Annotated in this window: 16 protein-coding genes and 1 pseudogene; 1 reads left to right on the forward strand and 16 read right to left on the reverse strand. The window is 70.7% G+C overall.

Annotated features, from left to right (window positions below):
* Positions 1-5: 5 nt before the first annotated feature.
* The 16 genes and pseudogenes from BIU99_RS03590 to BIU99_RS03665 form a co-directional block, all read right to left on the reverse strand.
* The gene (locus tag BIU99_RS03590; protein ID WP_231884419.1) at positions 6-761 is read right to left on the reverse strand and encodes a hypothetical protein; all 756 of its coding nucleotides are present in this window, start codon (positions 759-761) and stop codon (positions 6-8) included.
* 53 nt (positions 762-814) lie between these two features.
* Positions 815-2,458, reverse strand: coding sequence for a serine/threonine-protein kinase (locus tag BIU99_RS03595; protein ID WP_071259523.1), 1,644 nt, complete (start codon positions 2,456-2,458; stop codon positions 815-817).
* Between the two features lies 1 nt (position 2,459).
* On the reverse strand, positions 2,460-3,818 hold the full coding sequence (locus tag BIU99_RS03600) for an FHA domain-containing protein (RefSeq protein WP_175484347.1): 1,359 nt from the start codon (positions 3,816-3,818) through the stop codon (positions 2,460-2,462).
* Positions 3,819-3,828: 10 nt separating this feature from the next.
* Positions 3,829-4,650: a PP2C family serine/threonine-protein phosphatase gene (locus BIU99_RS03605; protein ID WP_071259528.1), complete on the reverse strand. Its 822-nt coding sequence runs from the start codon at positions 4,648-4,650 to the stop codon at positions 3,829-3,831.
* A complete protein-coding gene (locus tag BIU99_RS03610; protein WP_071259531.1) occupies positions 4,647-5,159 on the reverse strand; it encodes a hypothetical protein in 513 nt (170 codons plus the stop codon). Before BIU99_RS03610 ends, BIU99_RS03605 begins: the two co-directional genes overlap by 4 nt.
* Before the next feature lie 61 nt (positions 5,160-5,220).
* Positions 5,221-6,870 carry a hypothetical protein gene (locus BIU99_RS03615; RefSeq protein ID WP_071259534.1) on the reverse strand — a complete coding sequence of 550 codons (1,650 nt, stop codon included), beginning with the start codon at positions 6,868-6,870 and terminating at the stop codon, positions 5,221-5,223.
* Positions 6,867-7,811 carry a hypothetical protein gene (locus tag BIU99_RS03620; protein ID WP_071259537.1) on the reverse strand — a complete coding sequence of 315 codons (945 nt, stop codon included), beginning with the start codon at positions 7,809-7,811 and terminating at the stop codon, positions 6,867-6,869. The genes BIU99_RS03615 and BIU99_RS03620 overlap by 4 nt, the downstream gene beginning before the upstream one ends.
* A pseudogene (locus BIU99_RS03625) lies at positions 7,811-8,308 on the reverse strand (hypothetical protein); the annotation flags it as partial. The gene BIU99_RS03620 and the pseudogene BIU99_RS03625, both read right to left, overlap by 1 nt.
* 119 nt (positions 8,309-8,427) lie before the next feature.
* Positions 8,428-8,724: a WXG100 family type VII secretion target gene (locus BIU99_RS03630; RefSeq protein WP_056008215.1), complete on the reverse strand. Its 297-nt coding sequence runs from the start codon at positions 8,722-8,724 to the stop codon at positions 8,428-8,430.
* A 121-nt stretch (positions 8,725-8,845) separates the two neighbouring features.
* Positions 8,846-13,366, reverse strand: coding sequence for an FtsK/SpoIIIE domain-containing protein (locus BIU99_RS03635; RefSeq protein ID WP_064296721.1), 4,521 nt, complete (start codon positions 13,364-13,366; stop codon positions 8,846-8,848).
* A gap of 48 nt (positions 13,367-13,414) precedes the next feature.
* On the reverse strand, positions 13,415-14,035 hold the full coding sequence (locus BIU99_RS03640; protein WP_175484348.1) for a hypothetical protein: 621 nt from the start codon (positions 14,033-14,035) through the stop codon (positions 13,415-13,417).
* A complete protein-coding gene (locus BIU99_RS03645; RefSeq protein ID WP_071259546.1) occupies positions 14,022-16,415 on the reverse strand; it encodes a hypothetical protein in 2,394 nt (797 codons plus the stop codon). Before BIU99_RS03645 ends, BIU99_RS03640 begins: the two co-directional genes overlap by 14 nt.
* A complete protein-coding gene (locus tag BIU99_RS03650; protein WP_139205334.1) occupies positions 16,415-16,693 on the reverse strand; it encodes a hypothetical protein in 279 nt (92 codons plus the stop codon). Before BIU99_RS03650 ends, BIU99_RS03645 begins: the two co-directional genes overlap by 1 nt.
* 132 nt (positions 16,694-16,825) lie before the next feature.
* Positions 16,826-18,151, reverse strand: coding sequence for a hypothetical protein (locus BIU99_RS03655; protein WP_071259549.1), 1,326 nt, complete (start codon positions 18,149-18,151; stop codon positions 16,826-16,828).
* A 128-nt stretch (positions 18,152-18,279) separates the two neighbouring features.
* Positions 18,280-18,768, reverse strand: coding sequence for a DUF6121 family protein (locus BIU99_RS03660; protein ID WP_071259552.1), 489 nt, complete (start codon positions 18,766-18,768; stop codon positions 18,280-18,282).
* 2 nt (positions 18,769-18,770) lie between these two features.
* A complete protein-coding gene (locus BIU99_RS03665) occupies positions 18,771-19,799 on the reverse strand; it encodes a hypothetical protein (RefSeq protein ID WP_064296727.1) in 1,029 nt (342 codons plus the stop codon).
* A 261-nt stretch (positions 19,800-20,060) separates the two neighbouring features.
* On the opposite strand from BIU99_RS03665, the gene BIU99_RS03670 reads away from it, so the two are divergent.
* On the forward strand, positions 20,061-21,056 hold the full coding sequence (locus tag BIU99_RS03670; RefSeq protein WP_071259555.1) for an amidase domain-containing protein: 996 nt from the start codon (positions 20,061-20,063) through the stop codon (positions 21,054-21,056).
* The last annotated feature ends 54 nt before the right edge of the window (positions 21,057-21,110 follow it).

Here is a 21,110-nt window from a genome sequence, read left to right on the forward strand (position 1 = left end):
CAACCTCAGGCTGGTCGTCCCCCGTCGACGCCCGCCTGGTCGGCATGGTCGAGGAGCGGCAGGTCGCTGGCGTCGACGAGCCTGGTCGAGACGGCGTACTCGACCAGTCGTGCGCGACGTCCGGTCGCGAGCTTGCCTGGTCCGCCGCGCAGCCCCTGCACCCCGAACTTGTCGAGCTTGTCGCAGACGTTGTCGAGCTTGCGGTTGAAGGTGGTCTGGCTCCATCCAAGGCGTGCGGCGGCGGCCGCAGACGCCGGGATCTCACCGCGGCCGGGCGACGCCTGACGCAGGACGTCCTCGGCCAGGGCGACGATGAGGAGGCGCTGGCTGCTCGTCAGGTGGATCGGACCGACGGTCGTGGTCCCGGCGGTGGTCGTCGAGAGCTGCGACGGACTGAAGTACTCGAGATCCGAGGTGATCGTGAAGTCGTAGGTCGTCGTCCCCGCACTGAACAGCACCTGCAGCTCGGGGAACACGATCGGGAGCCGCGCGCCGGGCGCGAGCCACGCCTGCACGTTGCCGGTCGTGTCCGTCACCGTCGCGGAGAGGGTGTTCCCGATGTTCGTGAGCCACCAGAGCCCGGCGTCGAAGGTGACACTGAGGAAGGTGCGGTGCAGGAAGGGGTTCTCGTCGACGACGAGGTCGCCCTCGCGCCCGATCAGGAACGGCTTGCGTGCGTCCACGGCGTACTCCTCGCCGCAGAACTCGACGCGCACCGCCGTCTTCGTCGTCGTCGTGTCCGTCGCCTCGTCCATGCTCATCGCCCAGTCCCCCTGATATCTGTCATCGTGTCGCTCCCCGTGCGTCCGTCCCGTTACTGCTGCGAGCACATCTCGAGTGGATCGGGCGAGGTGACGCCGCCCCGGACGATCACCACCTCGATGCACAATTGCGCGCCCGGAGCACTCGGCTTTAGATCGACCGCGTACGTCGAGGTCGGTACCTTCGGCGAGTTCTTGCCGCTGCTCGTCACCTGGTAGATGTACGAGTCGCCGTCCTGCGGATCCGGGTTGTCCCAGATGAACGTGACGACGCTGCCGTCCTCGCTGATGTTCACCCCGAACGGCTTCGGCGAGGGGACGTCGCTCAGTTGGATCGGCGCCCCGGTCGCGGCGGCGGTCGGCTTCGGGTCGGCGGCCGCGCCCTGCCAGATGATCCCGGCGGCGATCCCACCGACCGCGAGCACCGCGATGCCGCCCACGACGAGGAGGCGGGTCAGTCGGCGACGTCCGCCTCGTCCGTCCGTACCGGCATCGGGGTCCTCCGTCGGACCTGCGGCGGCGGTCTCGAGGCGGTCGCGGCGGATCGTCTCGGAAGGCGCCGAGGCCGCTCCGACGGTGATCGGCGCCGACGGTTGGATCGGCTGCACGAGCGGTCCCGCCGAGCGGACCACCGTCTCGTCGCCGATCGACGGCTGCACACTCGGCACGCCGGGACGTGGCTGGGCCTCGACCGTCGGGACCTGTCGGACCCGCGTCTCGTCCGACGCACTGCTGGACGTGTCCGGTCGGGGGGTCTGCGACTGCGGCTGCACGAGGTTCGGGATGTCGATGGGTGTCGGCGCGTACGCCAGCTCCATCTCGACGCGCTGCAACGCCCGCGCGAAGTCGACGGCGCTCTCGAAACGGTTGGCGCGGTCCTTCGCGAGGCCCTTCTGCAGCGTCGCGACGAGGGAAGCCGGTGCGTCGTCGCGCCCGAGCGGCGTGACGGTCCCGCGCTCGATCCGGCTGATGAGGTCGGCCGCTCCGTTCGACTGCCCGGGGATCTCGAACGGCGTCCGTCCGGCGAGGAGCGTGTAGACCGTCGCTGCCAGGGAGAACACGTCGGACCGCACGTCCGGATGCGGCTCGTCCTCGAACATCTCGGGCGGCGACCAGGGGATGGAGAGACCGACCGTCTGCGTGCCCGAGGCACCGGTGGAACCGACGTCGCCAGGGCGCCCGGGGCCGGCGTTCGTCGGAACCTCGAGTTCGACGGCCTGCGAGATGCCGAAGTCGGTCAGCGCCGGCCAGCCGTACGCGTTGGTGAGCACGTTGGCCGGTTTGATGTCGCGGTGGAGGATGCCGGCCGCGTGGGCGGTCGCCACCGCACTGGCCAGGCGGACGCCGGTGCGCAGCGCATCGGCGACGGCGAACCGCCGCAGCTTCGCCTGCTCGGCGAGGCTCGGCCCCGCGCAGTACTCCATCGCGAGGTATGGTCGTCCGTCCGGGGCGACGTCCGCCGTGTAGATCGTCACGATGTAGGGGTGCGCGGAGAGCTGCGCCATGAGGTTCGCCTCGGCGACGAAGGCCTCACGGGTCTGCTCGCTGAGGTGCTCGGCGAGGAGCACCTTGACGGCGACCTGACGCCTCGGCAACTGCTGCTCGTACAGGAAGACGTCGGAGAACCCACCCGCTCCGAGCTGTCGTTCGAACCGCAGCCCGGGGATGGCCGGCGGTTGCGAGGGTGAACGGCGCACGTCAGCCCTCTCGGACGCGCAGCGCGACGCCGCCGCCGAGGTCGATGACGGTCCCGACGATCACCGGTGTCGGCTCCCCTGGTCGGAGGGACTGCGGTGCCTGACCGGGCAGGACGACCTGCGTGCCGTTCCGCGAGTGGAGGTCGGTGACGACGACCGTGCCGCCCTCGACCGCGACGCGCACGTGGCTCCGCGAGATGTCGTCGCCGGTGAGCGTGACGAGTGTCGGGACGACGGACGCCGGGACCTGCGAGACGCTCGGCGCCCGGCCGAGGACGACGGGCGAGGCGAGCGATTGGCGAGTGCCGCCGGGGAGTTCGAGATACGTGAGCGGGGTCGCCGACGGCGTGGACGACCGGGCAGGCGGAGTCTCGGCCGCTCGACGCGCACGCAGCGCGGCGAGGTCCTCGGCGAGGATCGTGTGGCCGTCGTGGTCGCCGAGGTCCGATGGTCCGACTGCCGCGGGTTCCGGCGCGGCGACCGCGGTGGCTGCCGCCTGCTGGTGCGCCGACTCCTCGGCCGCCGCGCGTTCCGCGTCGCCGGCCTCGTCGACCGCCGCCGCACCGACCGGTCGGAGCACGGTCTGGCCGAACAGGAAGTCATAGCCCTCGTCGACGGGCTCCTCCGGGGTGGAGGGGGTCTCGTCCGGGTCGTCCTCGTCGTGGAAGAACTGGGTGTCGGAGACGGACGGCACGACGTGGAGCGACTGCGCCGGCTCGATGTGCGCCACCGGGGTCGCCTCGTCGCCGTCCGTCCCGTCGTCCGCGTCGTCCGAGGTCGCCGCGGACGCAGCGGGCTCGGCGGGAGCCGGGACGGGCGGGGCCGCGAGCTGCTCCGCCGCCGTCGGCGCATCGGTGGACGATTCGGTCGACCGGCGCTCGTCGCTGGTCGGAGCGGCGACGGAAGCCGTGGACTCCTCGTCGAGGGTCGCCGTGATGGACGTCGTCCAGACGGCTCCCGACCCGAGCGGGAGTCGCACGCCGGACGGGTTCGGCTGGTCGCTCCGGAGCGTGACGCTCACCGCGTCCGCGTGGTGTTCCTCGACCCAGGTGGTGGCGCGGGCGCCCAGGACCGTCTCGGTCCCGGCGGCGCTCGTCACGACGGCCGCGGCGAGCCCGCGCACGATCACCGTCGCTCCCGATCCGTCCCAGACGGCCGCTGCGAACGCGGGCGTGTTCGAGAGACCGCCGGCCGCGAGGCGGTCGACGATCAACGACAGCGACGCGTCGCCCGGGAGGTCTGCGGCGAATGCGGCAGCAGCGGTGTCGTCACCCTGGGCGTCGACCAGCACCAGTCTGCCGGGCCCCGCCACAGCGAGCCAACGGCGGACCTCGGCCGGTTCCATTTCGTACGAGTACACGGCCACTCCTCTAGCCTCGCGGCATCGTCTCTTCAAGATACCCGAGACCACCCGCGTCATCGTAGCCGGGGCCGCTGGACATCAGCGAGGTCGACACGACGTCGACGACCAGTGCGGTCACGTTGTCCCGCCCACCGGCGGCCAGCGCGAGCTCCACGAGGCGGTCTGCCGCTCCCTCGAAGCCCTGCGACAGGACCTCGGCGATCCGCTCGTCGGACAGCTCGCCGGTGAGCCCGTCGGAGCAGAGCAGGAACCGCTGCCGCCCGGCGACGGGAAGGAGCCAGACGTCCGGGTCGATGCCGGCCTCGACGCCGATCGCCTTCGTCACGATGTTGCGATCGGGGTGTTCGCGCGCCTCCGCCTCCGTGATGGAGCCGGCGTCGACGAGTTCCTGCACGGCCGAGTGGTCGACGGTGATCCGACGGAGTGCGCCGTCGGCCCAGGTGTACACCCGGGAGTCCCCCACGTTGAACACCATCCAGTGGAGGTCGGTCTGCGGCGACAGGGCCACGAGCGCGAGACCCGCGACGGTCGTGCCGATGACCCCGTTCGGCGTGGGGATGCTGCGGATGACCGCGTTGGCGGCGACGATCGTGGTCACGACCGCCTCGGTCGTCGTCGGGATGCCGATCGGGATGCCGCGTTCGAGCGCCGCCGCGACCTCCCGGCTCGCGACCTCGCCGCGTTCGTGCCCGCCCATGCCGTCCGCGACGACGAAGGCGGGCGCGCCGGCATAGAACGCGTCCTCGTTCAGGCGTCGGACCAGGCCGGTGTCGGTCCGCCCCTCGCTGCGCAGGGTGTGCGTGGACCGCGCGGTCTCGATCGTCGTCATCCCGCACCACCCAACGCCGCGGGGAGGGTCGGCACCTCGCCCGGCCAGCTTCCGTACCGCGCGTCGAGGTCGGAGCTCGAGAGCTCCACGGAATCGCCACCGGCGTACTGCTCGGAGGCGATGTCCAGCGTCGCGAGGATGGCGATCGTCGACTCGACGGTCTGCCCGGGGGCGTCGAAGGCGAATCGCACGAAACGCCCGCGGTCGACCTCGTCCTGGGAAGCGAGCTGCGCGAGGGAGTAGTCGACGAGGGCACCGGGGTCGCCGGTGAAGGCGTCGGTCGCCGAGAGCGTCGCGGTGACGTACGCCGTCGTGCCGTCCCAGGCGCGGGCGGCCCGGAAGCCGGCCCCGGGGATCTCGGCGACCGCTTGCTCGACGGCGGCCAGTGTCCGGTCCGGGCTGCGGGCCGGGGTGCGTTGCGCCGTCGGCCCTGCGGTCCCGCAGGCGGTGAGGATCCCCAACAGGACGACCGACACAGCGCCGGATCGGACGATGGTGCTGATGCGCATGGAAGGCCTCACGGTCGGGAACGGGCTGCGGACGGGCGACCCGGGCTCGGGCCGCGCTCGATCATCTCCGCGTAGGACTGTAGTCGGTCACCTGTTGATCACCACGGAAGAAGCCGCCCGCCGAGTCGAGGTAGGAGTCGACGCTCGGGTCTCCGGACGACGTCGCCTGGTCAGCCATCATCTCGTACCGCTGCGCGTTGTGGGCACCAGCGATCCCGGGATCTTGCTTGTCGGGGTTCAGACCGCCCAGTCTCGGGGCGTCGCCATGGACCGTCGTCCAGTTGCCTGAGTCCGGATTGCCGCGCCCGTCGAGACGAGCGACCGGGTCCTCGTTGAACTCCAACGAGAGGACCTGCACGTCGTCGGGGATGGGGAACCGCGCGATCGGTGACCCAGCGGTGACGACGTGCGTCACGTTGTAGCCGAGGTCGGGATCCGAGGCCATCGAACCGGCCGTGATCCCGCCGAGGCTGAAGCCCTCGAGCATCACCGGATCCGTCGACGGTATCTCGGCGGCGGCCATAGCGTCCTTCACGGCCTGGGCGAGCGCCGTCTGCTCACCCTGCATCGCCGCAATGTCGGAGGTGAGGTCGTTCGAGATCGCACCGCCGTGCGGATCCCAGACCTGCGTGCTCGGGATCTGCACAATCCAACTCTGCGGTGGACCGGCCGAGCGGATCACGCGGATGTTGCTGAGCTCCTGGTCGCCCTTGTCGATGTCGGCCGAGCCCTGCATGAGGTCGCCGAGGTCCGTGACGGTGCGGTCGCGGGGCACGGCGAGCGGCTCCGACGGGTCGTTGGGATCCATCGCGAGTCCGCCCCGACCGTCGTCGAAGAGGCCGAACCTCCCGCCACCGCCGGCGATCGCAGCGATGGCCTGCTCATAGCTGAGCGGCGGCCAACCCTGGCCGGTGAGGCCGGACATGAGTCCGTTGAAGCCGGGCAATAACCCGGGGAGGAAGGTGAGGCCGGCCAGCAGGCCTGGGGCGCCGTCCGTGAGGATGTCCTCGATCCACGCGTTGTCGCCCAACCACTCGTTGGCCGCCTGAGCTGCGATCGGAGCGAGTTCCTGCAGTCTCGCGAGTGCGTCCGCATACGTCGCGGCGGTCCGATCGATGACTTCCTGCGGTGAGTAGGCGGCGATCGAGTTGGCGGTGAACAGTCCCGCGACGCCGGCCGGCGACAGCAGCAGCCAGGGGTTGTCGCCGATCTGGTCGAGCGTCTGCTGGGCGCCCTCGACGAGCGAGTCGACACCCTCGACCACGATGTTGACGCCTGCCACGGTGAGCATCCACGCCCCGCCCAACACCGCCACGCCCGCCGCTGCGACGAGGCCGACCGGCACCGCGAGGACGCCGATGACGAAGGCGACGCCGTTGTGGAGGGCGACGGTCGCCGCCGCGATCAGCTGGTCGGCGGTCTCGTAGGCGACGACGGCGCCCTCGAGGAAGACGGCGGAGACGCCGGTCTCGGTCGCCACGAGGAGCAGGGAACCGGAGGCGAGGACGATGGCGCCTTCCGCAGCCGCCCCCGTCACCGGCGACAGGATCATGGATTCGAGCAGGTCGCCGTCGACCGCCTTCGCAGCGGCCGTGCCCGAACGCCCGATCAGCTCGGTCGACAACGTGGCGAGCTGCTGCGCCTGCAGTCGCATGTCGTCGAGCTTCGCGCCGACGCCGCCAGCGCCACCGGAGACCGTGATGCCGCTCATGCCCGGGCTCCCTGGATGGTCGCGGCGATCGCCAACACCTCGGCGACGATGTCCGCGCGACGGACGGCCCGGAGCGAGACCCGGGTCCCCTCGGCGACGGTGGACGGGTCCATACCCGCCGCTTCGACGTCCGGAGTGTCGACCGACACGGCGACCCAGCCGTCGGCACCGCGGAGCCACGTGTCCGTCCAACGTCTCAGGGGCTCACCGCTCCGAGACAGCGCGTCGAGCCGGAAGCCGCCGTCGATCCGCCGCGCGACACCGCCGAGGAGCACCGCGGCCTGCGGGCTGTGGAGCTGTTCGACGACCGCGCCGACGACGTCGGGTCGGTCCTGGCGGAGCGCGAGGACGAGCGCCTCGGCGTCGGCGAGCGGCAGGACGACGACGTCGGTCGAACGGCCCCGCGTGTCGGGGACGTCGTGGAGTGCGGAGAGGGGTCGCAGGAGTTGCTGGGCCAGCCCGGCGGTGTCGAAGGCGCGGATCTCGACGGCGTCCTCGTCGCGCGCGGCCGTGCCGTGCTCGGCGACGGACGCGTCCGAGTGGTCGACCCGCTGCGTCCGCAGCAACGCCAGGGCGTGGGCGCCGATCACGGAGACGGACTGGATCGCCGTGCGGTCGAGGGTCCAGCAGGAGGCGTCGACGGCCGCCGTCGCGAACTGCGGCATCGACAGGAAGGCGGCGAAATCGGGATCCACGTCAGCGGTGAGGTCGTCCGGGAGACTGTCGTCGCCGCGGGCGAGGAGTCGCCGCTCCCGGAGCCGCGCGACGGCTCGCTGCTCGCGCTCACGGACGTCGGCGGGCGACACGTCCGAACCCCATTCGGTGCGGAAGGCGGGTGGCAGCACGATGTGCGGGGTGCGGTGCTCCAGGACATGGAGTTCGTCCGCGGTCAGCAGGAAGGCTGCTGCGGCCGGAGCCGGGCGGGTACGGGTCATGGGCATCAGAGGGTCCATCCTCGGCTGCGGTAGAGGTCTGCAAGGTCCAACCAGCTGCGGTCACCGGGGGTCGGCAGCGATGGCGTGGAGGCGACGATGTCCTTGGCCTGGTGCACGAGGAAGTCCGGAACCTCCTGGCCGAAGAACTCGAACACCTTCGCGGCACCGTCCTTCACGGTCTCGACCGCACCGGAGACGAGGTTCACCGCGTCGTTCCAGCGGTCGCCCACCCAGCGCGCGGCGTCCTCGATGAGCTGCTTCACGTGTTCGACGGCGGTCGCGTGCGCGTCGAGTTTGTCAGCGGCGTCGTCGAGCTGCGTCGCCGAGTTCTCGAGCGAGACCGCCCGGGTGCCGAGCTGCTCGATGAAGGTCTCCGCTGCGGTGGAGGTCCACGCGAGCTCGGCCGCCGAGCGGAGGTCTCCGGCACGGCCACGGACCTCGGTCGCGAGGGTTCGGAGCTCCGTCGCGCGGAGGCGGATCTGTTGGGTGTCGCCGTACACTGCTCGCTCCTCGTCGGGTGATGCTGCCTCGCTGTCGCCGTGGGTCGCCTTCGCCGGAAAAACCGCGCGCCCTCACCGACACGTGGTCGGGAGGGCGCGCAGAGCGAAGCCGACGGTGGTGACTACTGGCCGGCGCCGGCAGCGAGCGCTGCGTCGGTCTGCTCGAGCGTGGTCACAGCGTTGTTGAGGTAGCCCGACAGCTTGTCGAGGTGCTGGATCGTGACCGTCGCGCTCTGCGTGAAGGCCGTGTAGGTCTCGTTGAAGGTGCCGGACGCGGTGTCGGTCTGGAACCCGGAGGACACGAGGTTGTTGATGAGGGTCTGGAGGCGGTTGAGCGTGGTCTCGACCTCGCCCTTACCCGTCGTCAGGTTGACGGCGGCCTGCTTGATCTCGCTGTAGTTGACGTTGATGTTGGCCATGAGTCTTGCTCCTTCGTTGTGGTCACCGGCACCGTCGGTGCCTTCATCATGTAACCACAACGCCTCGCGGGAGCACATGGGGAGCACTCCCCATGCAGTCCCCATCCGGGGACGACGCCGCTCAGGCGACGGGGAACTCGGGCGCGATCGGCAGCTGCACGCGCGACAGCGCACCGCGGTTCGCGTACATTCCGCGCCCCTGCGGGAAGTCCTTGCGTGCGAGCCGGGGGAAGGTCGTCCGGAGGACGAGGTCGCCCTCCATCTGCTCCGGCTGCAGCAGGATGCCCCGCCTGGCGCTCTTGATCTCACCCATGAGCGGCCAGGACGACGACCATCCTGACACCTCGTTCTCGGCGATCACGAGATGGTCGCTGCGCTTGATGGCCTTGATGAGCTCCACGAGCGGCGGGTCGGCGATGCCGTTGAGGTAGTCCGACAGCGTCTCGATGACGACGACCGTCCGGCCGGTCACCGTCTCGGCCGCGATCGCCGCGGACAGCGCCTTCGCCTGCTCGGCGATCGTCTCGGGGGTGACGGCCGACTCGTCGAAGCGAAGCTCCCGCAGCAGTTCCGAGCGCTTGGAGCCGAAGTAGACGAAGCGCGTCGCCGGATCGAAGCGTCGCATGGCGCCGACCAGGGATGCGACGGCGTTCGTCCGACCGCTGCCGGGAGGGCCGCCGACGAGGAACGCGCCGGTCGGGTCGAAGCCGATCGGCGCTAGGTCGGCGTCGCCGATGCCGAGTACGGGGCGGTCGCCGACCCGCTCGGGCAGTTCGCGCGCCTCGATCTCCTTCGGCAGTGCGCCGATCGGCGGGGCCGTGATCGTGGCTCCCGCGCGGGACATGGCCTCCGCGAGCCGGACCGTCGCGACCGACTGGTCCGACAGCACCGGCGAACCACCGAGGATCGCGACCTGGACCTCGAGGCCGTCGACGATCGCCCGGCCGGCGGGCGACTCGGGGCCGAGGATGTCCTTCGGCACCCCGAGGAGCTGGTAGCCGGTCTCGTCCGCGAGGCGCAGCACCACACGCCGCTGCACACCGGAACTGATGTTCGTCGGGACGGAGCCCGGGCGGTCGGCCGAGAACGCGATGTTCACGCCGAGCTGCCGGCCGTCGGTGATGAGCTGCTGGAACAGCGTGTACCAGGAGGACAGGCCGAGCGTCGTCTCGTACTCCTGCCGGAAGGACTGGAAGCCGTCGACGAGCAGGAGGATGCGGCGCTCGTCGTTGCGACCCGAGACGCGGCGGTAGTCGGTGATGGAGGACGCGTTCGCCTCGGCGTACCGGACGCTGCGCTCGTCGACGATCTCCTTGATCCGGCGGAGCAGTCGGATGACGCGCTCCTGGTCGTCGCCGGGGATGATCGATCCGACGTGCGGCAAGGCCTCGAGCATGCGGAGGCTGCCCGCGCCGAAGTCGAGGCCGTACACCTCGACCGGACCGCCACGCGGCGTGATGCCGGCCGCCGTCGCGAGGGTCCGCAGGACGGTGCTCTTGCCCGAGCCACCGGTGCCGAACACGGCGATGTGGCCGTCGACGTCCGGCCGGAAGTAGACCGGACGCTGCTCTTGCGAGTCCGGGAGGTCGGCGACACCGATGAGGAGTTCGGCGTCGGACCGCTGACGGAGCTTGCTGAGGTCGTAGACAGGCGCGAGCTCGTCGAGCCAGGGTCGGCGCGGTGCCGGGATGGACGCACGGTCGGCTGCGGCGATGATGCTCGCGACGAGCCGCTGCTGGTCGGTGGGGCCGAGGTCGCGCTCCTCCTCGGCGTCGGCCGCGCGGGGCTCCTCCCAACGCGTCTCGCCGCCGAACCGGAGCTCACGGACCTCGATGTCGGAGCGCTTGGGCTCGTCGCTCGTCCAACCGCCCGCGTAGCCCGACTGGAAGATGCTCAGGCGGCCGGGGCCGGTCTTCGCGATGCCACGCCCAGGCACGCCCGGGTCGAAGTGCGCCGCGTCCTTGACGCCGACCACGTCCTGGCTGTCGGACTCGTCGGCCATGCGCAGCGCGACGCGGAGGTTGGTGTTGGCGCGCAGGTTGTCCTTGATGACACCGGCGGGCCGCTGGGTCGCCATGATGAGGTGGATCCCGAGCGAGCGACCGCGCTGGGCGATGTCGACGACGCCGTCGACGAATTCCGGGACCTCGCCGACGAGCGCCGCGAACTCGTCGATGACGAGGACGAGGGCGGGCGGCGAGTCCGGGTCGCCGCGCTTCTCGAGCTCGAGGAGGTCCTTGGCCTTCTTCCGGTTGAGCAGGTGCTCGCGGAAGTGCAACTCGGCGCGGAGGCTCGTGAGCGCCCGCCGGACGAGGTGCGGGCTGAGGTCGGTGACGAGTCCGACGCAGTGCGGGAGCGTCACGCAGTCCGCGAAGGCCGAGCCGCCCTTGTAGTCGACGAAGAGGAACGAGACGCGGTCGGGGCTGTACTCGGCCGCCATCCCGAGCACCCAGGCCTGTAGGAACTCGCTCTTACCGGCACCCGTCGTCCCGCCGACGAGGGCGTGCGGGCCCTGGGATCGGAGGTCGAGGTGCATGGCGTCGACACCGCCCGATCCGACGGTCGCGCGCAGCTGGCCGGCCCGGCGGGGCTTCGGCGGGAGCCCGGGCGTGCGGTCGTGGATGGACGAGTTCTGCCGCCAGCGGTCGACCACGGCGTCGCTCGAGGTCGTGAGCTCCGGCCCGAGCAGCGTCACCATCGACACCGACCGCGGGAGGTCGCTCGAGTCCTCGACGAGGGCACCGGCGTCGATCACGGACGCCATGCGCCTGGCGTAGTCGAGGGCCGTCACGGGGTCGACGAACTCCGGGCGGGCGTCGTCGACGGAGTAGCCGAGGCGGACCATGCCGACCGTCGCCGGTGCGTCGACGCCGGCGCCGGCCTCCGGGACCTGCAGGAAGGTGCGGCAGGCGGCCGGCAGCGAGACGACGTCGTCGGCGATCCAGATCGGGAAGACACCCGCGTCCGCCGCGATCTCGGCGAGCTGGACGAGGCGTGCGCGGTCGACGCCGACGTCGTCGGAGATGAGCAGGACGATCGCGGGGATCGGGGACTTCGTGCCGGTGTCGTTGGAGCTCTTGGTCCCGATCTCCGCGCCGCGCTCCTGGGCGGCCTGCTTCTCGGAGATGGCTCCACGTCGGGCGTCGCCGGCCCTGGCCGCCTGCAGGCGGGTCTGGACGAGTTCCTCGATCGCTGCCAGGAGCAGGTTGCCGCTCGACACGCTGTCGGCGAGGTGGCCGACGTCGAGCGGGCTGTTCGGCGACGACGCGTGCGGGAGCCACTTGACCCAGGAGAGGGCGTTCGACCACGCGGGCGAGACGATCGCCGAGACGACGACCTCGGCCGGCGAGTGGAGGGCGGTGAGCTGCACGAGGATGCCGTTCACCGCTCCCCCGGCGGTCTGCGGTGAACCGGCGATGCCGAGCGCGCCCGCGTCGTAGAGGTTGTCGATGATGGGGACGTCGGCGACGGTCGCGTACTGGTCTTTGAGCTTCTCGAGCCGTTCCTGGAACTCCGGCAGGAAACTGTCGCGGGCCTTCGCCGAGACCTCGTTCCTCGACGGCATCGTGCCGACGCCGAGCCGGAGGTTCAGGAAGGACCAGTGCTCGGGGCGCCTGGTCCACAGCAGTGGCCCACGCGTGAGCGCGTGCTTGAGCGCCTCCGAGGTGGACGGTGCCTCGCGCATGCGGACGTCGTGCTCGATCTCCCGCTCGGCCGCGAGCTGCTTGCCGAGGGACTCGAGCCGCTCGTCGAAGATCTTGATCTGCTGCTTGAGCTTGCGCTTGTTGCGCCCGCGACCGGTGAAGTAGTTGCCGATGAGCATGAGCGGCGTCATGGCGATGAAGATGAGCGACAGCGGGTTCTTCGTGAAGAAGTACATCGCGCCACCGAGGAGCATCGGCGTCAGCATGCCGAGGAGCGGGAACGGCTGGTTCTCGCGCTCGGTCGGCGGCTCGGGGGCGGGGAAGGTCTCCCCCGCGTAGCGCTGTTCGACGCGCGGCGAGCGGTTGAAGTACACGGGCCCGGCCTTCGGGACGACGCCCGCACGGCCGACGGTCCCGGCGAACCCGATCTCGACCTCGGTGTCGCCGATGAGCACGCGCTCGGGTTCGATGACCTTGAGTCGGGGCACGATGCCGCCGTCGACGACGATGCCGTTGGCCGCGCCGAGGTCGACGAGTTCGATCTCGCCGCCGACCTCGAGGCGTGCGTGCCGCTTCGAGACGAGCGGGTCGTCGAGGACGATGTCGCAGCTCGCCTCGCGACCGATGGTCCAGCTGCCGGCCGGCAGGGTGAACTCACGGCCGGCGTCATCGCCGGAGAGGACCCGCACCACCGCGACGGCCGGCGCCTGACCGGTGCGCGCCGCGGAGTAGTAGACGCCCGCGTCGGCGAGCTCGATGACGGCACCCGAACCGACCCACGCCTCACCGATCGGGGCCTCCGGCGGGAGCGGCAGGGTCTCGGTCGAGCCGGGAAGGCGGGCGTGCAGCGTGAAGTCGGCGTTCGCGGAGTCGGGCCCCTGCGGGTCGACGCGCGCGATGGTCGACGCGACCTCCGCGATGCTCGCCGCCGCGTCCGTCGTCACGACGATGTCGGCGGACGAGCCCGACGGCCTGGTCAACGTCAGCTTGATGCGCATGCAGGATCCCCTTGGAAGTGCGGGTCGCTCGGCGCGACCCCGATCAGCCTAGCGAGCGTCCGGTTCTGCCCTGACGATGTCGTCGATCGAGGTGACGCCGCTCGGCGTCGGCGCCGGATCGAACACCCCGACCGGCAACTCGGTCTGCGAGCAGTCCAGATCGGCGCCGGCGGTCGACATGACACGGATCGATCCACTTGCTTGTTCGAGGCGGTAGGTGATCCCGACCGCTCCGAACGACGGTGGCGGTGTTCCAGCGTCGTTCGCCCACTTTGTCGCCAGGCAGCCCGTGACCTCCGCCTTCCCGGATCCGTCCGCATCGACGACCACCGGGGTGAATGGCCAGGGACCTGGCAGGAGACGAGTCACCTCGCCGGCGCTCACGGTACGGACCGCTGATGCTGACAGTCGATCACGAAGATCCGGCCCGGTCGTGTCCACGAGCTGCTTGATCGTGAAGTCGTTGCGATTCCGGGCGACCGCCTGTGCCTCGAGCGAAGCACGGACGGCCATCACCCATTCCGAGTCTGCGAATTCGGTCGGGGCTCCACCGTCCCACCGCACGTCGGGATACGGCTGTGGCTGCTGTGGCGGAGGCGTACAGGCGGTCAAGGACATGAGGAGCGCCGCGAGCAGGGCGACACCGCCAAGACGACTACCGCTGGCCATGTGCGTTGAACGCTGCATAAGCATTCGAGTAGTCGCCCTGCAGTTCTTCGATGTCCCGATGAGACAGCAGCTCGTCGAACGCGTCCATGGTGTCGGGATCCGAGGCCCAAGCGAACTGCTCCTCAGGATCCATGGTGGAGGGATCCGGCATGCCGGCCGGCTGCAACGTGTCGTAGAGGAACAGACCGAGCGTGACCGCCGCCGCGCGCTCTCGCGGGATCTCGAGCTCGCCCTGCTGGTTGAGGAGTTGTTGTTCGGCCGCGCCCCACGTCGACAGCCCGACGTCCTTGGCCGCCCCGACGAGCTGACCGGTCACGTACCCTGATCCGCTGCTGACCAGGTGATCGATGACGGCATCGCCGGTCACGCCGACGAGCTTGTCCAGTCCGGGGATGGGGAGGAAGCCGACGCCCGTCTCGACCAGCCCGAGCGCACTCTCGACTGCGGCATCGCGATCCGCCGCTGCATCCAGGGCCACACCGTCCGTCGACCCGTCGAGGAGGCCCTGCAGCGCCATGATGCGCTTCGACGCCTCACCCGGGTCGGACAGCCCCGTCTGCACGGTCGCGCTCAACGTTTCCTGATAGTGGGCGACGACGGTGTCGAGGGCTGCGGCTCCGGCGTCGTTCTGGCCTGCGACACCGAACACCTTCGCCAGCGCCTCCTTGGACAGGTTCGCGTAGTCGAACTCGTCGAGTCCGTCGATGCCGAACATCGAGGAGGGGTTCGTGCTCGGCATGTCCTCGCCCTCGATCCCGATGGGCTCGCCCGCGATGGGACGCTCGATCAGACCGGGGAACTGATAGGACAACGCTTCGACGAGCTTGACCGCACCGAGGTCGGAGATGGAATTGCCGTCGAACGCGTCGTTCCCGGGCACGTACTCACCGACCTCCGCGTCACGGGGGTTGCCGACGAGGCGCTCGATGACATCGTGTGAGAGCGTGGCGACACGCGTGTACGCATCCGGGTCCGCACCAGCAGGGTCGGCGGGGCCTCCGGGGATCGACTCGGCTCCAGCCCACAGGGCGAGGACGCCTTCGAATCCGTCGAGTCCAGAGTCCCGGCGACCGAACCAGTACTCGAGACGGTTCGCGCCGAGCTCATTGCTCTCATAGGGCTCGTCCGGATACAGCGGCGCGTCGCGGTACGGGTCCTGCTCCGTCGAGGTCAGCCAGTCCATGGCGGCCTCGGGGTACTCACCCAGCGTGCTGAAGACCCGCGAGGTCCAGTCGCCCAGGCGGTTGACGTCGTAGCCGGCCTGCTCCGCCTCGGCGAGGCTGAGGAAGCCGCCGGGGCCCATGACGCCCTGTGCGGGTCCGTACATGCCCTCGTGCGCGCCGGGCAGACCGCGCTCCATCTCGTCGGCGATGTTCGCGAGACCGACCGTCGTCGTCTCTCCGATCGGGTTGTCCTGTTCGTCGCCGAACAGGAACGCGAGGCTCGTCCAGCTCTCCGTGCCATGAACGGACGCGGAACCGTCGTAGAGCTCCTGCGCGAAGTTCTGGCCGACCGCGTCGGTCCAACGCTGGGATCCGACGGACAGACCACCGCGGACGGACTGTGCAAGGAGCAGCGCCGCTGCCGGGGTCATCCATCCGTTCGCACCGGCGTCGTCGATCCGGCTGATGAGCGAGATGAGGTCCTCGCCGCCGAGCGCCAGATTCATCTGCGCCATGACGGACGGGTCGTTGCCGTAGAGCGCGTACAGCGACTGCAGCTGTGCCGCGAGATCGGTCTCGAACGTGCCGTTCCCGAGTTCGGCCGCCATCTCCGCCATGCCGCGGGCGACGGCGGACGGGGTGAGGTCGGATGCGGAGGTGATACCGATGGCCGCGAGGGCGGCCTGCTGCCGGTCCCAGTTGTCACCACCCGGTGAAGACAGCGCCGACGCGAGCGCCTCGTCGGCGGCCTGGCGCTCTTCCGACAGGGCGTCGAGGAGGCGCTGCGCGCTCTGCCGATCGGCGACCGCCGCCTGGTGGACCTGGTCGCGCTGCATCTGCTGCTCGGGCGTCGGCCCACCCATCGGGTCGAGATAGGTCTGGTTGGCGGAGATGTTGGCCTGGAAGATCATCTCGGTGTAGCTCGTCGCACGGGTCTTGATGTCGTCGACCGTGGTCGTGTACGTGGCGATCGCGTCGCGCACCGCGGCCATCGCCGGGGTGATCGCGTCGATCTTGCCGATGGGGGTCGAGAGGGAGGACACCCAGGCGGTCGCGGCGTCGCCGCTCCAGATGGCGTCTGAGATGCCACCCTGAGCGGTGACCGCGACCGTGCGTGCCTCGGTCAGACTCGTCTCGGTCGTCTGGATGGTCGTCGCAGTGGTGCCGAGCGCGCCAGAGTCGATCCGCCCCGGATCGTCGGCAGTCCAGTTGGCCATCAGCCCTCTCCTCCCGGGTTCAGCTGTGCGTCGGTCTGCTCCCAGGCGGTCACGATGTCGCTCGCCGCGCGACCGGCCTCGACCATCGCTCCGCCGGCGAGGGCCACGTGCACGGAGATGTACATCGCGAAGCTCTCCGCCGCGGCGGTCACCGTGCTGCTGCAGCTGCCGGAGAAGTCGAGCGGGACGTTCTGAGGCAGGCCGGACCCGCTGGGTGTCAGTGGTGCGGCGACGGCCAGGATCTGGTCCCCGTCGACGACGAGTGGTTGCTCGCTCATCATTCCCCTTCGTGACACCGGCGCAGTGGACCTGCGCCGCCCGCCGATGGCTCCTCAGCGGGTACGTCGTTCAGCGTAACCGAGAGCGCGGGTGACGACGATGGGGAGCACTCCCCATGCCCCGGAGGCCCGTCAACCGACGACGACGCGGATCGGGAACTCGCCGATCCCGATGGTCGACCCGGCTTCCGCGACGTAGGCCTCGCCCGGCTGGCAGACGGTGACCGCGCCGGACGCGTCCGTGATCGTCGTGCCGTTCGTGGAGTGCAGGTCCGTCACGCGGAGCGACCGTCGTCCGGGTACGACGACCGTGTGCGTCTTCGAGACGGACATGCGCGGGTCGACGAGCGAGCGCAGCTCGGCGTCGGGCTGTTCCGGCCGCGCCGCAGGGTTGCGTCCGAGCAGGATCGGCCCGCGGAGCGGGATGCGCTCGCCGTCGGGCAGCTCGAGCGCGAAGTCCCCCGCTCGCAGCGATGCGGAGACGACCGTCGCGCCGAGGTCGGCATGGACCGGCGCCTGCTCGGTGGCGCGCGTTGAGGCACCGGCGGGCGCGTCGGGCGCTTCCGGGGCGATCGGAGCGCCGGCGATCAGACCCGGGGGAACGGTGATCTGCAGCTCGGGCGGGACGGAGGACGTCGACGCGGCCGGAGCGCGCGTCTGGGCGGGCGCTGCCTGCGGCTCACGGAGCGGTGCTGCAGGAGTCGGTGGCTCGACGACGACCGGCGACGGCACGGGCGCGGAACTCGACGGGGTCGACTGTGGTTCGGGATCACCTGTAGCGCGAGTCGGGACCCCGATCACCGGTGCCTCGGGAACGGCGGGTTCGGGGGCCGGAGGCTCGGCTGCCGGTGTGTCGGAGGCCGTCGCCGGATCGGCATCCCTCGGGATCGCGACGTCGGGAGCCGTCGCCGGGGACGGGGTCGACGCGTCGGTCACCGTCTGAGACCAGCCCGCGGAGACCGCTCCGCCCATGACGGGCATGTTCGCGAGTGTCGCCGCAGGCCCAGCGTCGGCGCTGGTCGGTGCTTCCGCCGGACGCGGAGCGAGCTCGGTGCGCGTGCCGTGCACGCGCAGGGTGGCGGACGCGCCGGGATCGGACTCCGAGACCAGCTCGGCGAGCGCGCGCAGGAAGCTCAGGAACGGCTCCTGTCCGAGCAACGAGCGCTGACGCCGGCGCTTCTGGACGCCGTGCTGCATGATGAAGGTCGCCGCCGCCGTACCGCGTGCGGACGGGGCGGTCGTGATCGCGAACGCGAGCAGTGGCGCGGGGTCGTCGACCGAGACGACCCGCAACCGGATGTCCGCGCTCGTCCCACCGTCGATCGCGACGTAGTGCCTGGTCTGCTGAGCATCCTCACCGGAGGCGGCGACCGCACGTTGGACGAGGGCGACGACGTCGTCGGCGGTCCCCGCGAGGTCGAGATCCAGACCGGTGTCGGTCAGGTCGGGTGATCTCATCGGTGGTTCCTCCCCAAGCGCCGTCGGCCGACGACGGCAACGGATCGATTATCGCCTACGCCGTCGCCCTCGTGGGGAGGGACGGGCGGTGCACCTCGCGAGCGGCCCCGGGTGGACGTCGCATCGGCTCACCGCGCGTCGTGCTCCCAGGGCCAGCGCGGGGTCGGGCGCCGCCCGGTCGACGACGTCGCGACAGCGGCGGCCGCGAGGACGATGACGAGCGCGAGCACACCCACGGTGACCGAGAACGGTCCGGTCAGCGTCGTCACCGCGAAGGCGGCGGCGTCCGCTCCGTCCCGGCTGGCGATCGCGTCGAACACGCCGCCGCTCACGCCGTAGGCGAGCCAGGCGAGGAGCCCCGCGAGGACCGCGGAGCCGACCGAGACGCGCAGCGGTGTGCGGCGCGTCTCACGGATGATCGCCCAGAGGACCACGGCCGTGGCGACCACGACCATGAGCGGACCGGTCAGCGGGCCGGCGTCCCGGTCGGTCACGACGTCGAGGTCCGCCAGCAGGCTGATGAACCCGAAGGCGCAGACGACGAGCGCCACGTAGGTGACCGCTGCGAACGGGGCGACCCACCAGGGGCCACGTGCTCCGTCCGCGTCACCGGTCATGCTCAGCGGGCGGTCGTCGGTCCGGCTTCGAGGACGCGCTCGTACTCGGCGCGGGCCTCGATGTTCGCCTCGCGCACCTTGCGTCCGCGTGCCGCGATCCAACCACCGAGCCAGACGGGGATCTCACGGGCGACGACGAAGGCGAGGACCGGCCCGAAGGTGAAGGCGACACCGGTGACCTCGGCGAGGATCTCGTCGATGCTGAGCGTCCACGCGCGCTCCTGGATCAGGAACCCGCCGACCCACGCGAGGAAGACGACCAGGCCGATGATGAAGCCGCCGAGCACCCAGTGCACCCAGCCGGAACGGTTCACGATGGTCGCGGTGACGACCCAGGCCAGGAAGAAGCCTGCGGCGGCCATGAGGAACGGCCAGCTGGTGGCGATCTGGATGAGGTTCTCGACGAACGTGCCGTCGCCTTCCAGCACCAGCTGAAGGCCCGCGACAGCGGCCGCGTAGAGGCCGGCGAAGATGATGGTACCGAGGAGACCGATGAGGATGCCGAAGCCGCGGTTGCCGCGGACCTCCGGCTCGGACGGTGCCTGGACGTACAGCGGGAAGGCCTGCTGCTGCTCGGTCTCCGCGGCGGTGGCAGTCGCGGTCGCGCCGGAGCGGGCGACCGGCTCGTAGGCTGCCGCGGGGTACGGGTGGGCACCGGTGTCGGCCTGCCGGGTGGTCGAGGTCGGGGTACCGGCGGTGTCGTCGTCGTCGAAGTCGATGTTCGAGTACGCACGCTGCGGCGTGTGCGGCTGGTAGGGACGCGTCTCGCGCACCCCGGCGTCCGAGGCCGTGTCGGCGCGGTCTGCGACCCGGCGGTCGTCGACGACCGGGTCCGCCCCGACGCCGTCCGCCGTGGTGATGGTGTCCTGCTGCACGGTGTCCTCGGAGAGGATGTCCCGCTCGGCCACGGGCCGCTCGGCCGCGGGCTGTTCGGCCGCGGTCGTGGGACGCGCGGAGCCAGACGCGGTCTGGGCAGCCGCCGGAGTGCTCGGGTCGGTGGGCGATCCGGGCTCGGGGTTCTGGGTGCTCATCGCGTACTCCTTCGGCGGAAGCCAGTTCAGGAGCGCCCTCACGGCGCTCCGCTCGCCACGGTAGCAAGCCGGGACGCGGATGCCCGGCAACCTCGCCGGGACTCGCTCACTCCCGTCGACCCGATTCAGGTCCGATTCATATCCGGAGGAAACGGTCCCCTCAGCTCCGCACGGTTGAGTAGGGGCTCTAACAGACATCTGTCGGATCACAGCCGATCCCGCGACGCCGATCCCCCACGGCGCATCCTCAGGAAAGGCCCCATGCCCGAGCACCTCCCCCAGGCCCGTCACGCCGACGCCCGTTCCCCGTTCGGCCGGCTCTCCGCGCGCTACCGCGCCCTCCCCCTGCGCGGGCGACGCGTGGTCGCCGGCGCCGCTGCCGGAGCCGCCCTCCTCCTCGCCACCGCGGTGATCACCCCGATCGCGCTGCAGCACTCCGACGCGACCGGGTCCGAACCGGCCGCGCAGGCTCTGGACGGGACGACGTCGACGGTCCCGGCCTCCACGGTCAACGCCACGGCGGTCACCTCGATCTCCGCCACGACCGGTTCCGTCGCGGGTGGCAGCACCCTCACCGTGAGCGGTGTCGACGTGGACGGCGTGACCCGCGTCGTGTTCGGCGAGGAGGAAGCCCGGATCCTGTCGGCGACGAGCACCGAGGTGACCGTCGCCGTGCCGGCAGCCACCGGCTTCTCCCCCGCCGACGTCGGCATCGCCGTCTACGCGGACGAGCTCCGTGTCGACGGTGACGCGCTGAGCTACAGCTACGACATCACGAGCCCCGTCGACGCGCAGATGGCCTACGTGTTCACGCACTGGAACGACTACAACCTGGCTGAATACGGCTCCCTGGTCGACACCGACTGCGCGAACTTCGCCAGCCAGAGTCTGCTGGAACGCGGGTGGACGATGGACGAGGACTGGTGGGCCGAGGGGACCGGTGACGACTTCGACTTCTCGAAGGCCTGGGTCAGCTCGACGTTCTTCATGAACTACGTCGAGGAGCACCCCGAGCTCGCCACCGCTCTCGACGACACGCAGCGCGACCAGGTCAAGGTCGGTGACATCGTGCAGTTCGACTGGGACAACAGCGGGGACCGCGACCACACGGGCATCGTGTCGAAGGTCGAGACCACCGACGCCGGCACCCAGGTGTACTACGCCGGGCACACCGACGACACCGACTACCGCACCGTGGACGAGGCGATCACCGTCATCCACCCCGGCGCCTCCGTGTACTACTGGAGCATCGCCTAGCTGGTCCCGCCCGGTTCACAACTCAGGGCGGCGCCGGCGCGCCGACCCGACTCA

The organism is Plantibacter sp. MMLR14_011 (genome assembly GCF_001865025.1).
Lineage (GTDB): Bacteria > Actinomycetota > Actinomycetes > Actinomycetales > Microbacteriaceae > Plantibacter > Plantibacter flavus_A.